The organism is Palleronia sp. THAF1 (assembly GCF_009363795.1).
Taxonomy (GTDB): domain Bacteria; phylum Pseudomonadota; class Alphaproteobacteria; order Rhodobacterales; family Rhodobacteraceae; genus Palleronia.
Genome location: NZ_CP045420.1, coordinates 1,604,646 through 1,619,330 on the forward strand (window position 1 = coordinate 1,604,646; position 14,685 = coordinate 1,619,330).

Sequence of the window (14,685 nt, forward strand, 5' to 3'; positions counted from 1 at the left end):
CTGGCTCAGTTGCGCCGCCCCGTCATCCTTAGGTCACGCTTAGCTCTGCGATTGCGACTGCTGCTGCCCCTGCTCGACCACTTGCACATCCACGTCCAGCCGTTCGTCCCCGCCGCCCAGCGCGCGGCCCCTGATAGGCGCGGCGAGGTGCGCGTCGATGCCAGAGCCCAATCGGACGTACTTGTCGTCCGGGCAGACGCCGTTGGCCGCGTCGAAGCCGACCCAGCCCAGACCGTCAATGAAAAGTTCCGCCCAGGCGTGGCTGGCTTGATGCGTTTCCCCGTCAGATGTCGCGTGCAGGTAGCCCACCGCGTAGCGGCCAGGCATGTCCAAAGCGCGGGCCATGGCGATGACCGCGTGGGACTGGTCTTGGCAGACGCCCTTCCCCAGTTCCAACGCTTGCGCTGCTGTCGTGTCCGCCTCTGTCGCGCCGGGGGTGTAAACGATGTTTTCCCGAACAGCCGTTGCGATGGCATGGGCCCGGTCCAAGTCGCTGTCGATCCCATCGGTCGCCGTCATGGCCAGATCGCGCAGGTCGCCGTTCAGGCGCGTCGCTTCGGTATGGCGCAGGTAGGCGGTGGGCGGCACCTTTTCGCGCAGGCCCTTCAGCACGCCGGTCAGGTCGGTCGTCTCGACCTCTCCTTCGACCACGATGGCCATGGACTCCACGTCGCGCAGTGTGACCGTCTCGATCCAGTCGCCCGCCCCGTCGCGGAACGCGGCGCCGCGTGTGGCTGGGTGGCCATCGACGGTGACGGACCATGACGATACCGACTGACCGTCGAACTCTGTCGGCCACAGTCGCAAGGACTGTACGACCGTGCGTTTCGGCGTGTCATACGCGTAGCTCGTGCGATGCGTGATCTTCAACTTCATCGCGCTTCTCCGTTCAGGTAGCTTGACGTGATCTCGTTGTTCAGCGCGATCACGTCCTGCAATTTACCTTGCAGGAATTTGTGCAGACCGGAATCGAAGATCTCTTCGATATCCAAGGCCTCCAGCTCGGCGATTTGCTTGCGCGCCAGACTCGTCGCCCCGGTCGAGCGACCGTAGGTCTGGGCCAGATGCTCCATATGCCACACGATGCCGTCCATCGACGCCATCAGCGAGCGCGGGCTTTCAAGGTTCAGCACAAGGAAGTGGACGATCTTGCGGGCCGTCACTTCGCCGCCGTACACCCAGGCGAAGGCACGCTGCGCGTTCATCGCGTGCAGCACGGTGCGCCACTGGTAGTTGTCGATCCCAGACCCAACCATAGAGACATCGGGCAACAGCACGTAGTACTTCACGTCGATGATCCGCGCGGTCGAGTCCGCGCGCTCAAGGTAGTGACCGATGTTCATGAAGTCCCAACCATCGTTGCGCAGCTGGGTCGCCTGAATGGCACCGCGCATGTTGGCGATGTGGCGCAGGGCGAAGTCGCGCATGTCAGAGGTGGACAGGCGCGAGCGTTCCATCCGCGCCAATTGGGTCATCTCTTCATGCGCGTCGTTGATCGCCTCCCAGACCTGCGTGGTCAGGGCGGTGCGCACGATGCGGGCGTTCTCGCGCGCCGCATGGATGCAGGACGCGACCGACGACGGATTCTCGCGGTCGAAGAACATGTGCGTCTCGACGTTCCGCGGCACGGCATCATCGCCGTAACGCGCGCGGTAGGCCTCGCGCGTGCCGGACGCGCGCAGGATAGAGTCCCACTCGTTGCGGTACCCCCCGCCCACGTCGGGCAGCAGCGCGTTGCGCGCGGCCACTTCCAGAAGACGGGCATTGGTTTCGGCGCGCTCCATGTAGCGGGCCATCCAGTAGAGGTTGTCTGCGGTTCTGCTCAGCATGTTCTCAGTTCCCCGCCATGACCCAGGTGTCCTTGACGCCGCCGCCTTGGGAGGAGTTCACCACAAGCGACCCTTCCGTCAGCGCCACCCGCGTCAGCCCGCCCGGCACCAGCGTCACGTCCTTGCCCACAAGGCAATAGGGCCGCAGGTCCACGTGACGCGGCGCGAAGCCTTCGTCCACAAAGGTCGGGCAAGTCGACAGAGCCAGCGTCGGCTGGGCGATGTAGTTGGATGGGTTGTCCTCGATCTTGGTGCGGAAGAACGCGATCTCTTCCTTGGTGGATTTCGGCCCGACCAACATCCCGTAGCCGCCCGATCCGTGAACTTCCTTCACGACCAGTTCGCCCAGATTTTCCAACACATACTTGCACTCGTCCGCCTTGGCGCACTGCCACGTGGGTACGTTCTTCAGGATCGGTTCTTCGCCTAGGTAAAAGCGCACCATTTCGGGCACATAGGTGTAGATTGCCTTGTCGTCGGCCACCCCTGCGCCCGGAGCGGAACAGATCGTCACACCGCCAGAGCGGTAGACGTTCATCAACCCCGGCACGCCCAGCATCGAATCCGGGCGGAAGCACAGCGGGTCGATGAAAGCATCGTCCAGACGTCGGTAGATCACATCCACCTTCTTCGGGCCTTCCGTCGTGCGCATCCACACGAAGTCGCCCTCGACGAACAGGTCATGCCCCTCGACCAGCTCGATCCCCATCATGTCGGCCAGGAAAGAATGCTCGTAGTAGGCGCTGTTGAAGTGGCCCGGCGTCAGGATCACGCAGGTCGGCTCTCCCTCGCATTTCTTGGGCGCAACGCTGTCCATCGTGCGCTTCAGCTCGGCGGGATAGGTCTCGACCGGGGCGACGCGGTTGTCGTGGAACAGCTGCGGGAACATCCGCATCGTGATCTCACGGTTTTGCAGCATATAGCTGACGCCCGACGGCGTGCGGCAGTTGTCTTCCAACACGAAGAACTCGTCCGGTCCCGTGCGCACCAAATCGATGCCGACGATGTGGCTGAACACTCCCTGCGGCGGCGTGAAGCCGGCGACCGCGACCTCATAGGCGTCATTCATATAGACCAGATGGCCGGGGATCTTGCCCGCGCGCACCATCTCGCCTCGATTGTAAACGTCGGCCAGGAAACAGTTCAAAGCCCGCGCGCGCTGCTTGATGCCGCGCTCCAGCTTGGCCCATTCATCCGCGGCGAAGATGCGGGGAAACATGTCGAACGGAATCAGCCGGTCGGGATTGCCGCCCTCACCGTAGACCGCGAAGGTGATGCCGATCCGCCGGAACAGCGCCTCCGCCTCGGATTGCTTCATCCCCCGCAGATCGGCGGGCATGTCACGCGCCCAGGCTTCGATTCCACTATACGGCGCGCGCACGGCGCCGTTCTGATACATCTCGTTGAAATACTCCGGCATCGGTGGCCGCGTCCCTTCGTTTTGTTAACGACTATCCTAGAGCGCACTGCGACAACCACAACCAACAGCGGACCGGATCGGGGCATTTGCCCAAGGATTAAGCAAGTTGAGAGCAGATAGCCGCACGTGACGCCCACTCGTCCGCCGCGGCTAGGGCCCTATTCTCCACCTCATGGCCGACCCAGTGCTCACCTTCACCGACCGCGGCATCTATTGCCCCGCCGCCGACGTCTACATCGACCCGTGGCGCCCGGTGGACCGCGCGTTGATCACACACGGCCACGCCGACCACGCACGCGACGGCATGGGCCGCTACCTGGCAACCGAAGCCGCCGCCCCAGTCATGCGCCACCGCCTTGGCGACATCGCGCTGGAGACCATCCGCTACGGCGAACAACGCCGCATCGGCGATGCGCTTATCTCCTACCACCCCGCGGGCCACGTGCCCGGATCGGCGCAGATCCGCGTCGAAGTGGGTGGTGAGGTCTGGGTCGCCTCCGGCGATTACAAAATCGAGAACGACGGTCTCTCTGAGCCGTTCGAGCCTGTGCGCTGCCACGCCTTCATCACCGAATGCACCTTCGGCCTACCTGTCTTCCGCTGGGATCCGCAGCCACTGGTTGCCCAGCAGATCAACGACTGGTGGCGCGCCAACAAGGCCGCGGGCGTCACCACGATCCTTGCCGCCTACGCCCTTGGCAAAGCGCAGCGCCTGCTGTCCGCCATCGACGCCGACATCGGCCCCATCCTGACCCACGGCGCGGTCGAGAACACCAACGAAGTCCTCCGCGCCCAAGGGTTGAGACTGCCCGACACCATCCGCGTCACGCCGGAATTGAATCCAAAAGACTACCCCGGAGCGTTGGTCCTCGCGACACCCTCGGCCCTCGGCACCCAATGGGCGCGACGCTTCGGCGTGTCGTCTCAAGGCTTCGCCAGCGGATGGATGGCTCTGCGCGGCGTCCGCCGCCGCCGCGCCGCAGATCGCGGGTTCATCCTGTCCGACCACGCCGACTGGGCGGGTTTGAACACCGCCATCGCGGAGACGGGCGCCGAACGGATCTTCGCCACCCACGGCTACACCTCGATCTTCCGCCGCTGGTTGGAAAGCCAAGGCTACGAGGCCGCCATTGTCGAGACCGAATACGAAGGCGAGGCCATCGACGCAGACGAACCGGAGGCCTCGACATGAAGGAAACCCTGTTCAACGGCATGGCCCGCTATGTCTCACGGCCCATCCTTGGGATGATCCCGTCGCAGAAGCTCTTGCGCCAGATGGCTAACGTGCAGTCCGCCTTTGCCCCCACCCCCAGCGGCGTGGACATGACCCCCGAAACCTACGGTGGCATACCGGGCCTGACGTTCCGCCCCGAAGGCGACACCGTCACCCGTCCGCGTCTGCTCTACCTGCACGGCGGTGGTTTCACCCTGTGCTCGCCTAAGACCCACGCCGCCCTGATCGCGCGCCTGGTCCACGCCAGCGGATTGACCGCCTTCGCGCCTGACTACCGGCTGGCCCCCGAACACCCTTTCCCCGCCGCCTTCGATGATTCCGAAGCCGCCTTCGACGCCTTGCGCGCCGGTGGCCCACTTGCCGTTGGCGGCGACAGCGCGGGCGGCACGCTGGCCCTTCACCTCGCCCGAACCCGCGATCCTGACCGGATGGTCCTGCTGTCGCCACTGGCCGACATGCACCGCGTCGCCACCGATGCCGATTACAGCCGTGAAAGGCTGATTCATCCAGCATGGAGCGCCCGCCTTGGTCCCGCGCTCGGCCATCCCGACCCACAGGACCCCCGCCTCTCTCCCGTCCGCGCCGATCTCTCCAGCCTACCGCCAACAATGATCCACGTCGGCGCGGGCGAGATGCTGGAGCCGGACTCCCACGCCGTCTCCAAGGCCGCGCCCAATGTGCAGGTGCAGGTCTTCGACGACGTGGCCCACGTCTGGCAACTGAACGCCGGTCTCAGCGACTTGGCCGACGCCTCGCTGGACGCGCTTGGTACGTTCCTGAGCGCCGCCGAATGATTCGTCCCGACACAAGCTGTACGCTGGCTGTACTTTGTCCCGACATCGGCCCGACTTTTGCTGCACATCTACCCGACGCGCGGCGTACATCTACTGCACGTTTGCTGCACAACCGCTGCATGGGGGGTGTACAATGAAACGGTTCACCCAGCTTTTCACCGCGCTCGACCAGACGACCAAGACGAACGCCAAGGTCGACGCCCTCGCCGCCTACTTCAAGGACGCGCCAGAGGACGACCGCCTGTGGACCATCGCCCTGCTGTCGGGCCGCCGCCCCAAGCGCGCCATCACCGCTAACCTGCTGCGCGGCTGGGCCGCCGAAAAAGCCGGTATCCCCCTGTGGTTATTCGAGGAATCCTATCCAATCGTCGGCGATCTGGCCGAAACCATGGCATTGGTCTTGCCCGACGCCACCCGCGACTCCGACCGCACCCTGACCGACTGGATCGGCACAGTCCGCGCGTTGGCGGGTGAAGACGAGGCCACCAAGAAGGCCGGTATCCTGGACGCGTGGGACCAACTCCCCGCCAGAGAGCGCTTCGTTTTCAACAAGTTGCTCACCGGCGGCTTCCGCATGGGCGTCAGCCAAAAGCTCATGACCCGCGCCCTGTCCCGCGCGACCGACATCCCAGAGTCCGATCTTGCCCACCGTCTCATGGGCGAATGGACCCCGGAAAACACCAGCTTTGAAACCCTCATCCGCGCGCACGACCCGGAGGTGGACCTGTCCAAGCCCTACCCGTTCTACCTTGCCTATCAACTGGACAACGGCCCCGAAACGCTTGACTCGCCGCCCGAGGATTGGGCCGCCGAACGCAAATGGGACGGCATCCGCGGCCAGCTTGTCCTGCGCGGCGGACAGCACTTCCTGTGGTCCCGCGGCGAAGAGCTGATGACCCACCGCTTTCCCGAATTCGCCCGCCTGACAGACTACATCCCGCCCGGCACGGTCATCGACGGAGAGGTGCTGGCTTGGGGCGACGATGCCCCCATGTCCTTCAACGCACTGCAAAAAAGGATCGGCCGCAAGACCGTTCCGAAGAAGCTTCTGACCGAAGCGCCCGCCATCCTCTACGCCTACGACCTGCTCGAATGGCAGGGCGAAGACATCCGCCAGCGCCCCTTTTCACAGCGTCGTGCCCTGTTGGAAACTCTTTCAGCCGACCTGCCCCCGGACGCGCCGTTAAAGGTTTCGCCACTTCTGTCGTTCAAGACGTGGGATGCGCTGACAGAAATCCGCGCAGACAGCCGCGCCCACCAATCCGAAGGCCTTATGCTGAAGCGGAAAGACGCGCCTTATCGCGATGGGCGCAAGAAGGGCGACTGGTGGAAATGGAAGGTCGATCCGCTGACCATCGACGCGGTGATGATATACGCTCAGCAAGGCTCTGGCCGCCGCGCAAACCTGTTCACCGATTTCACATTCGCCGTCCGCGACGGTGACGCGCTCGTGCCCTTCACCAAGGCCTACTCCGGTCTCACGGACGCCGAGTTCCGCAAGATCACCGCTTGGGTCCGCAAGAACACGTTGGAACGCTATGGCCCCGTCCGGCAGGTCACGCCAGAGCACGTGTTCGAAATCGCATTCGAAGGCATACAGGAAAGCCCCCGCCACAAATCCGGTGTCGCCCTGCGCTTTCCGCGCATGTCCCGCTGGCGGCACGACAAGCCCATGTCAGAGGCGAACACGCTGGATGACCTGAAGCAGATGCTCGCCGCATACGGTTAACGCGGACCTGGCGGTGTTCTACATCGTTACGGTTCAGACAGCAGTGTTCCGTCCCGTAACCAGTGGAGACTTCCCCATGCCCCGCCTGCCCCTCATCGCCGCCGCAACCATCTTCAGCCTTTGGGCGCCCACCGTTATGGCCGAAAACCACGACGAGATGACGACCCTCGCTGAAACCGCGAGAGACACGGACGGTTACCAGACCTTCCACGACGCCGCAGAGCGGGCCGGTCTGATCGAGATGCTGACCGACGAAGGCCCGTTCACCATCCTCGCCCCGACAGACGCTGCCTTCGACAACATCGACACCGACGCCAGCAACGTGCTGACCGACGAGAACACTGATGCCCTGAAGGCGCTGCTGATGGCACACCTGATTGATGGCGTACTAACCAAGGACGAATTGCGCGCCGAGACAGAGGTGACAACGCTCGACGGCTCTACATATACGGTCGAGGTCGACGAAGGCGGGGAAGAGATCCGTATCGGTGATGCAAGGGTCATCACGGCAGACGTCGCCGCAACGAACGGCACCATTCACGCGATCGATACCGTACTGTCGGGCAACGGCGACTAAGGTTCGCCCAAGATCGCGCAGACTGTCGCACTGTGGGCGAATGTCGCAGGACCGCTTTGCCCAGTTGCCCGTTTCGTACCCGACAGCAACGAAACGTTGTCCGCAAACTGGAGAATTTAACGATGCTACGTACTCTTACCGCAACGACCCTCGCCGCCACCGTCGCCGGTTCCATGGCGTTCGCCGCCGCGCACGAAGAGAAGATGAACATCGTCGAAACCGCGCAAGACGCCGGTAACTTCACGACGCTCATCACCGCCGTCGAAGCCGCAGAGCTTGGCGACACGTTGACGGGCGAAGGTCCGTTCACCGTCTTCGCACCGACCGACGAAGCGTTCGACGCCCTGCCCGACGGCACCGTCGAAGAGCTGACCATGGATGAGAACCAGCAGCAGCTGACCGATATCCTGACGTACCACGTCGTGCCGATGGCTGCGATGTCCGGCGACCTGTCCGACGGTCAGGAAATCGAAACCGTCAACGGTGAGATGCTGACCGTATCCATCGACGGTGACACCGTCATGATCGACGGCGCGACCGTGACGCAGGCCGATATCGAAGCTTCGAACGGCGTGATTCACGTGATCGACACCGTGCTGATGCCCGGCAGCGACATGTAATTTCGCTTCCCAAGCGTAATTCGGAAAGGGTCGCCTTCGGGCGGCCCTTTTCTTATGTGCGGTCGCCTTTCGCCGCCGCCGCCCGCCGCCTATGTGTAGGTCAAACGCATCGAAGGAGACACCATGCTCGACGCCCCCGCCCGCGACCTTGGCCAATTGCCCGAATGGGACCTGACCGATCTATACACCGCCCCCGACGCGCCTGAGATCGCGCGCGATATGGATTGGCTGCGGGATGAATGCGCCGCGTTCTCCAACGATTACAAGGGAAAGCTGGCCGATCTTGATGCAGACGCGATGTTGAACTGCGTTCACCGGTACGAAAAGATCGACACCGTCGGCGGGCGCATCATGTCCTACGCCGGTCTGCGCTACTACCAGCAGACCACCGACCCAGAGCGTGCAGCTTTCCTGTCCGATTGTCAGGACCGCATCACCACCGACACCGCGCCACTGGTCTTCTTCTCGCTGGAAGTGAACCGGATCGACGACGCCAAGCTGAATGCGCTGTTCGACGCGAACGCCGATCTGGCCCGCTATCGCCCCGTCTTCGACCGCCTGCGCAAGATGCGCCCGCATCAGCTGTCGGATGAGTTGGAAGAGTTCCTGCACGACCAATCCGTCGTCGGCGCGACCGCGTGGAACAAGCTGTTCGACGAGACCATCGCCGGTCTGGAGTTCGAGATCGACGGCGAGGTCATGGGGATCGAAGCCACACTGAACCAACTGACCGAGCAGAACCGATCGAAGCGCGAGGCCGCCGCCCGCGAGTTGGGTCGCGTGTTCAGCGAAAACGCCCGCACCTTCGCCCGCATTCACAACACCTTGGCGAAGGAAAAAGAGGTCGAGGATCGCTGGCGCAAGATGCCCACGCCGCAGACCGGCCGCCACCTTGCCAACGATGTGGAACCAGAGGTCGTCGAGGCCCTGCGTAACGCCGTCGTCGCCGCCTACCCGCGCCTGTCGCACCGCTACTATGAGCTGAAGCGCAAGTGGCTGGGCCTTGACCGGATGGAGGTCTGGGACCGCAACGCGCCCCTACCGATGGAGAGCGACACCATCGTCAACTGGGATCAGGCGCGGTCCATGGTGATGGACGCCTATTCCGACTTCTCGCCCAAGCTGGCCGACCTTGCAGAACCCTTCTTCGACCGTGGCTGGATAGACGCCGCCGTAACCCCCGGCAAAGCGCCCGGTGCCTTCGCGCATCCAACGGTGACGGACGCGCACCCCTACGTGATGCTGAATTACTTGGGCAAACCACGCGATGTTATGACGCTCGCCCACGAACTCGGTCACGGCGTGCATCAGGTGCTGGCCGCCGATCAGGGGGAGATGCTGTCCTCTACCCCGCTGACGCTGGCCGAAACGGCGTCCGTGTTCGGAGAGATGCTGACCTTCCGTAAGCTGCTCGCCGGGGCCACGACGCAGGCCGAACGCAAGGTTCTGCTGGCTGGCAAGGTCGAGGATATGATCAACACCGTGGTGCGCCAGATCGCGTTCTACGACTTCGAGTGCAAGCTGCACGCCGCCCGCGCCGAAGGCGAATTGACGCCGGACGAGATCAACGCGCTGTGGATGTCGGTGCAGGCCGAATCCTTGGGCGATGCCTTCGACTTCATGGACGACTACCAGGTGTTCTGGGCCTACATCCCGCACTTCGTCCACTCGCCCTTCTACGTCTACGCCTATGCCTTCGGCGACGGTTTGGTGAACGCGCTCTACGCCGCTTACGAGGACGGCGCACCGGACTTTCAGGACAATTATTTCGAGATGCTGAAAGCTGGTGGCTCCAAGCACCACTCCGATCTGCTGGCACCTTTCGGTCTGGACGCCAGCGATCCGGCATTCTGGGACAAAGGTCTGTCGATGATCGAAGGCATGATCGACGAACTGGAGGCCATGGAAGACTGACTTCCGGCACCACATTGGGATATCGTCACGCGTTAACCCCATTTTCAGCACAATCTTGCAACAGGGTCTGCGGGACACAATCCGGAGACTCTTACCATGTATGGGTTCGACCTGAACACGATTATGAACGCCGCCTATGTCTTCGGCGTGCTGATGCTGTCGCTGATGGATTTCAGCGATACGTCGGATGATGATGACAGCGATAACGATACGCCGCCGGATACCCCCGATATCGTCCCGCTCGATCCCTTCTTGGGCACCGACGGGGCCGACAATATCTTGGCCGAGGACGATACCCCTTTCGACTACTCGCTTGGTGAGGGCGATGACACTCTGGTCGCCGGTGCAGGCGATGATGAAATCCGGGGCGAGAGCGGCAACGACTCTATCGATGCCGGTGGTGGCAACGATCAGGTCATCCTTGGTGCGGGCGACGATCTTGCCCTTGGCGGCGAAGGTTCTGACAGCATCACCGGCAGCAGCGGCAACGACACCGTCTTCGGTGGCGATGAAGGCGATCTGCTGCGCGGCGCGTCGCAAGATGACAGTTTGCTGGGCGAACAGGGCGACGATACGCTGTCCGGCGATGACGGAAATGACGTCGCAGACGGCGGCAGCGGCGCGGACTCTGTTCTCGGCGGGACTGGGAACGACACGCTGAGCGGCGGTCGTGGCACCGACAACGAAGCCGACGGCGTGGATACGCTGGATGGCGGCGACGGCGACGACGACCTGACCCTTCGCGCAGGGGATCAGGGAACAGGCGGCAGCGGGGCAGACACCTTCCGGTTCGACACCCTGCCATCCGATACGGAAGACGACCCGACAGGCTTGATGCAGGTCACCGACTTCAATGCGTCGGAAGATCGGCTGGTTATCGAATTCGACGCAGAGACAGAACCGGGCGACCTGACCGTCACCGCGCTGGAAGATGGATCAGGTTCCATCATCTCGCTGGGCGGCGTCGAACTCGCACAGGTGACAAGCACAGACGCCATCGACCCCGAAAGCATCGAATTGCGCGGCGTCTAACCCCCGGCGATGGCTCGGTCGATCATCGCTTGGGTTCCGCGGGCCTGCTCCAACGTCCACGGATAATGCGCACCCGTGCGCGCGCTTTCGCAAAACGCTTCGACCTGCAGCACGTATTGGTTCACGCCGGGCCACCGTTCCACCGTTCGCGTCATGCCCTGCGTGCTCGCAGGCCGGGTGTGGCGAGTCTCCAGCAGCAGCTCGGCTTGATCAAAGACATTGGCATTGAACGGCGCGGTCAGTTCCAGCGTGCCGTCCTCTCCGTGAAAAACCATCCGCTGACGCGGCGCCATGCGGGTCGAGACGATGGCGTGGTAGGTGAAATCCGGGAAACTGGCGTTGACCTCGGCAAAGGTATCGAAGTCATGTTCCATCCGCAGTGAAGACGTCAACGTGTCCGGCTCCTGCCCCGTCGCGAAGCGCACCGAACCGAAGGTGTAGACACCGATATCTCGAAGGCCCCCGCCGCCCATGTTGGGTTGGTTGCGCACATTCTCGGGGTCTGGATTGTTGTAGGTGAAAACCGCTTCGACGTGGACGAGGCGACCGATGGCATCCTGCGCCAGCAGGGCTTTGGCGCGTTGCCACTGGGGATGATGCACGATCATGTAGGCCTCTGCGGCCAACTTGCCTGCGGTATCGCGGGCAGCGATCAGCGCATCGAAATCATCGGAATGCAGGGCGATGGGCTTCTCACAAAGCACATGCTTGCCCGCTTGTAGCGCCTTCACCGCCCACTCCACATGCAGGTGGTTCGGAAGCGGGACATAGATCGCGTCTATGTCGTCAGCGGCCAAGAGAGCGTCGTAGTCGGTTTCGACCCGCAGGTCGGGCACGCGATCCACGAAGGGCGCGGCCTTGTCTGCGGACCGGGTCGCCAAGGCGACATGGCGGCTACCACGCGCCATGTGCAGCGCCGGGGCCATGTCTGACTGTGCGAAATCGGACGCGCCCAGCACGCCCCAGCGAATTGGATCGGTCATATGGTCTCTCCCCTTTATCGGGGAGAGACTAGGGCGCGATGCCGATGACGGCTACGCCTCTTCTTCCATCATACCCTTGTCGGCTGCGAGTTCGGTCATGCGCTTTTGGAGCTTGTCGAACGCGCGCACCTCGATCTGACGAATGCGCTCGCGACTGACGTCGTAGACGCCCGACAGCTCCTCTAGCGTGACCGGCTGATCCTTCAGACGGCGCTGCTCTAGGATATCCTTCTCACGGTCGTTCAGAACATCCATCGCCTGCGTGAGCAGGGCGCGGCGCGTCTCAAGCTCGTTGCGCTCGGCGTAGTCACCGGCCTGGTCGGCGCCCTCATCCTCTAGCCAGTCTTGCCACTGCGCGGACCCTTCACCATCGGCCGAAATCGTCGCGTTTAGCGATGCGTCCGAACCCGCCATGCGACGGTTCATCGAGATCACTTCAGCCTCGGTCACGCCCAGATCGGTGGCGATCTGCTTGACGTTTTCGGGGCGCAAGTCGCCCTCTTCCATCGCGCCTAGACGAGCCTTCGCTTTGCGCAAGTTGAAGAACAATTTCTTCTGCGCGCTGGTCGTGCCCAGTTTGACCATGGACCAAGACCGCAGGACGTATTCCTGAATACTCGCGCGGATCCACCACATCGCGTAGGTCGCCAGCCGGAAGCCCTTTTCGGGGTCGAACTTCTTGACCGCCTGCATCAGGCCAACGTTGGCCTCGGAAATCACCTCTGCCTGCGGAAGACCGTAACCGCGATATCCCATCGCGATCTTGGCCGCGAGGCGCAGGTGTGACGTAACAAGCTGGTGCGCGGCATCGGTATCCTCATGCTCGACCCAACGCTTTGCGAGCATGTATTCCTGATCCGGCTCCAGCATCGGAAACTTGCGAATTTCCTGCATATAACGGTTCAGGCCCTGCTCTGGGCTTGGTGCCGGAAGATTTGCGTATGTTGCCATAGGACCTCCTGTCGGGCCATCGTGACCCTGACGCATATTTGGTGAACTGATCGGTTCAGTTCAAGTGTTCATACATTCAATTCCCTAACGGATCATGAGCGCATCGGGGTTCATGGCTGCGTCAATCGTTCAGGTGATTCACAGGGTTGTGTCAGGCAGAAGCTCAACCAAAGCCCCAAGATCGCGCGGCAAATCACTGGTAAACAACATTTCTTCACCGTTCGGGTGGGTGAACCCCAGCGTTGTCGCATGTAGCGCCTGCCGGGGAAAGGCGTTCACGGCACGCGCGGCATTCGGGCCGATCCGCACAGAGGCCGTGCGGCTACCGCCATAAACTGGATCGCCGACCAGGGCATGGCCGACGTGGCGCATGTGCACCCTGATCTGATGCGTCCGCCCCGTTTCCAGACGGCACGAGACCAGGGCCACGGACTGATATTTTTCCAGCACGGTGATCCGTGTGACGGCATGGCGCCCGCCCTCGAACGTCACCGCCTGCCGCTGACGGTCCGACGGATGGCGGTTCAGGCGCGTGGTGATGCGGATTACGCCACCGTCCTCTGCGCTTACCCCTCGCGTGCCCATGAGGCGCGGATCGCCCGGCGACGGGACGCCGTGGCACAGGGCGCGATACTCCCGTCCAACGGTATGGGCGGCGAATTGCGCGGCGAGCGCATGGTGGGCGCGGTCGGTCTTCGCGACAACAAGCAGGCCGCTGGTATCCTTGTCGATGCGGTGCACGATGCCGGGGCGCTTTTCGCCGCCGACCCCGGACAGGGTGTCGCCGAAATGGTGCAAAAGCGCGTTGACCAGCGTACCGGACGGGCTGCCGGGGGCCGGATGCACCACCATGCCTGCGGGCTTGTTCACCACGATCAGGTCGTCGTCCTCATGCACGATATCCAGCGGAATATCCTCTGGCAGCATGTGGGTTTCCGCTTCAATCGGCACGGCGATCTCGATCACGTCGCCCTCTGCCACGCGCGCCTTGGCCGAGGTCAGGGCCGCTCCGTCGCGCGCCACGGCGCCATCCTCGATCAGCCGGGCGATGCGGGACCGCGACAGATGCGCGTCCTCTGGCACGTCTCGGGCGAGTGCCTTATCCAGACGCGGGGGCGGATCGGCCCCGATGGTGACGGAAAGGCGACGCTGGCCCATGAACGACCCTCTCGATCCAGACGTGGCGGCGCCGCGGGATACGGCGCTGATCGTCCTGAAATGGCTGGTGATCGCGCTGACCGCAACCATGCTTGCGGGAATGGTGACGCTGATCTGGCTGTTCGCGACGCGCTTTCCGCAACCCATCGCCGAGTTGCCGAACGCTCTAGCACTGCCAGAGGGCGAGACGGTCTCTGCCATCACGCGCGGTCGCGGATTCGTGGCGGTGGTGACGGATGGCGGAGAGATCCTGATCTTCGACGCGAACGGCACGCGCCTGCGTCAACGGATAGAACTGTCGAAAGAGTGAGTGGTGGTACCACCGCCCCGGCTCGAACGGGGGACCTCCTGATCCACAATCAGGCGCTCTAACCTACTGAGCTACGGCGGCACACGGGCGCGATTTAGCGAAGGGCGGCTGGGGATGCAAGGGGCCAGCGGGTT

The 14,685-nt window shown here is 63.1% G+C and carries 14 protein-coding genes and 1 tRNA gene; 8 read left to right on the top strand and 7 right to left on the bottom strand.

The annotated features are described in order from the left end of the window. Positions 1-39: 39 nt before the first annotated feature. From FIU81_RS08035 to FIU81_RS08045, 3 genes are read right to left on the bottom strand one after another with little or no spacing between them, the layout of a single operon-like run. Positions 40-876, bottom strand: coding sequence for a transglutaminase family protein (locus FIU81_RS08035; RefSeq protein WP_124112494.1), 837 nt, complete (start codon positions 874-876; stop codon positions 40-42). Next, positions 873-1,829, bottom strand: a complete 957-nt coding sequence (locus FIU81_RS08040) for an alpha-E domain-containing protein (RefSeq protein ID WP_124112495.1) — start codon at positions 1,827-1,829, stop codon at positions 873-875. The genes FIU81_RS08035 and FIU81_RS08040 overlap by 4 nt, the downstream gene beginning before the upstream one ends. 4 nt (positions 1,830-1,833) lie before the next feature. Beyond that, complete coding sequence (locus FIU81_RS08045) at positions 1,834-3,249, bottom strand: circularly permuted type 2 ATP-grasp protein (protein ID WP_124112496.1); 1,416 nt, start codon at positions 3,247-3,249, stop codon at positions 1,834-1,836. Positions 3,250-3,421: 172 nt separating this feature from the next. Between FIU81_RS08045 and FIU81_RS08050 the strand changes: the two genes are divergently transcribed. The 7 genes from FIU81_RS08050 to FIU81_RS08080 all read left to right on the top strand — a co-directional run bounded on the left by FIU81_RS08050 (position 3,422) and on the right by FIU81_RS08080 (position 11,149). Then, positions 3,422-4,441: a ligase-associated DNA damage response exonuclease gene (locus FIU81_RS08050; RefSeq protein ID WP_124112497.1), complete on the top strand. Its 1,020-nt coding sequence runs from the start codon at positions 3,422-3,424 to the stop codon at positions 4,439-4,441. Further along, complete coding sequence (locus tag FIU81_RS08055) at positions 4,438-5,277, top strand: alpha/beta hydrolase (RefSeq protein WP_124112498.1); 840 nt, start codon at positions 4,438-4,440, stop codon at positions 5,275-5,277. Before FIU81_RS08050 ends, FIU81_RS08055 begins: the two co-directional genes overlap by 4 nt. Before the next feature lie 133 nt (positions 5,278-5,410). Next, a complete protein-coding gene (locus tag FIU81_RS08060; protein ID WP_124112499.1) occupies positions 5,411-7,006 on the top strand; it encodes an ATP-dependent DNA ligase in 1,596 nt (531 codons plus the stop codon). A 76-nt stretch (positions 7,007-7,082) separates the two neighbouring features. Next, positions 7,083-7,583, top strand: a complete 501-nt coding sequence (locus FIU81_RS08065; protein WP_124112500.1) for a fasciclin domain-containing protein — start codon at positions 7,083-7,085, stop codon at positions 7,581-7,583. A 122-nt stretch (positions 7,584-7,705) separates the two neighbouring features. Next, positions 7,706-8,203, top strand: a complete 498-nt coding sequence (locus tag FIU81_RS08070) for a fasciclin domain-containing protein (protein ID WP_124112501.1) — start codon at positions 7,706-7,708, stop codon at positions 8,201-8,203. 123 nt (positions 8,204-8,326) lie between these two features. Beyond that, positions 8,327-10,117, top strand: coding sequence for a M3 family oligoendopeptidase (locus tag FIU81_RS08075; protein WP_124112502.1), 1,791 nt, complete (start codon positions 8,327-8,329; stop codon positions 10,115-10,117). A gap of 96 nt (positions 10,118-10,213) precedes the next feature. Then, a complete protein-coding gene (locus FIU81_RS08080) occupies positions 10,214-11,149 on the top strand; it encodes a calcium-binding protein (RefSeq protein ID WP_124112503.1) in 936 nt (311 codons plus the stop codon). Here the strand turns inward: FIU81_RS08080 and FIU81_RS08085 are convergent. From FIU81_RS08085 to FIU81_RS08095, 3 genes are all read right to left on the bottom strand, one after another. Next, a complete protein-coding gene (locus FIU81_RS08085) occupies positions 11,146-12,132 on the bottom strand; it encodes a Gfo/Idh/MocA family protein (RefSeq protein ID WP_124112504.1) in 987 nt (328 codons plus the stop codon). The two genes, FIU81_RS08080 and FIU81_RS08085, sit on opposite strands and share 4 nt — an antisense overlap. 51 nt (positions 12,133-12,183) lie before the next feature. Next, complete coding sequence (rpoH, locus tag FIU81_RS08090; RefSeq protein WP_124112505.1) at positions 12,184-13,083, bottom strand: RNA polymerase sigma factor RpoH; 900 nt, start codon at positions 13,081-13,083, stop codon at positions 12,184-12,186. A 138-nt stretch (positions 13,084-13,221) separates the two neighbouring features. Beyond that, positions 13,222-14,241 carry an RluA family pseudouridine synthase gene (locus FIU81_RS08095; protein WP_124112506.1) on the bottom strand — a complete coding sequence of 340 codons (1,020 nt, stop codon included), beginning with the start codon at positions 14,239-14,241 and terminating at the stop codon, positions 13,222-13,224. Here FIU81_RS08095 and FIU81_RS08100 point away from each other — a divergent pair. Further along, positions 14,240-14,551, top strand: a complete 312-nt coding sequence (locus FIU81_RS08100; RefSeq protein ID WP_124112507.1) for a DUF6476 family protein — start codon at positions 14,240-14,242, stop codon at positions 14,549-14,551. The genes FIU81_RS08095 and FIU81_RS08100 overlap by 2 nt on opposite strands. Positions 14,552-14,555: 4 nt before the next feature. On the opposite strand, the gene FIU81_RS08105 is transcribed toward FIU81_RS08100, so the two are convergent. Then, positions 14,556-14,632, bottom strand: a tRNA-His gene (locus FIU81_RS08105). Positions 14,633-14,685 lie beyond the last annotated feature (53 nt).

Bases quoted from the DNA above. Each gene is read 5' to 3' on its own strand.
- FIU81_RS08035 (WP_124112494.1), bottom strand. From the start codon at position 876: ATGAAGTTGAAGATCACGCATCGCACGAGCTACGCGTATGACACGCCG.
- FIU81_RS08040 (WP_124112495.1), bottom strand. From the start codon at position 1,829: ATGCTGAGCAGAACCGCAGACAACCTCTACTGGATGGCCCGCTACATG.
- FIU81_RS08045 (WP_124112496.1), bottom strand. From the start codon at position 3,249: ATGCCGGAGTATTTCAACGAGATGTATCAGAACGGCGCCGTGCGCGCG.
- FIU81_RS08050 (WP_124112497.1), top strand. From the start codon at position 3,422: ATGGCCGACCCAGTGCTCACCTTCACCGACCGCGGCATCTATTGCCCC.
- FIU81_RS08055 (WP_124112498.1), top strand. From the start codon at position 4,438: ATGAAGGAAACCCTGTTCAACGGCATGGCCCGCTATGTCTCACGGCCC.
- FIU81_RS08060 (WP_124112499.1), top strand. From the start codon at position 5,411: ATGAAACGGTTCACCCAGCTTTTCACCGCGCTCGACCAGACGACCAAG.
- FIU81_RS08065 (WP_124112500.1), top strand. From the start codon at position 7,083: ATGCCCCGCCTGCCCCTCATCGCCGCCGCAACCATCTTCAGCCTTTGG.
- FIU81_RS08070 (WP_124112501.1), top strand. From the start codon at position 7,706: ATGCTACGTACTCTTACCGCAACGACCCTCGCCGCCACCGTCGCCGGT.
- FIU81_RS08075 (WP_124112502.1), top strand. From the start codon at position 8,327: ATGCTCGACGCCCCCGCCCGCGACCTTGGCCAATTGCCCGAATGGGAC.
- FIU81_RS08080 (WP_124112503.1), top strand. From the start codon at position 10,214: ATGTATGGGTTCGACCTGAACACGATTATGAACGCCGCCTATGTCTTC.
- FIU81_RS08085 (WP_124112504.1), bottom strand. From the start codon at position 12,132: ATGACCGATCCAATTCGCTGGGGCGTGCTGGGCGCGTCCGATTTCGCA.
- rpoH (WP_124112505.1), bottom strand. From the start codon at position 13,083: ATGGCAACATACGCAAATCTTCCGGCACCAAGCCCAGAGCAGGGCCTG.
- FIU81_RS08100 (WP_124112507.1), top strand. From the start codon at position 14,240: ATGAACGACCCTCTCGATCCAGACGTGGCGGCGCCGCGGGATACGGCG.
- FIU81_RS08095 (WP_124112506.1), bottom strand. From the start codon at position 14,241: ATGGGCCAGCGTCGCCTTTCCGTCACCATCGGGGCCGATCCGCCCCCG.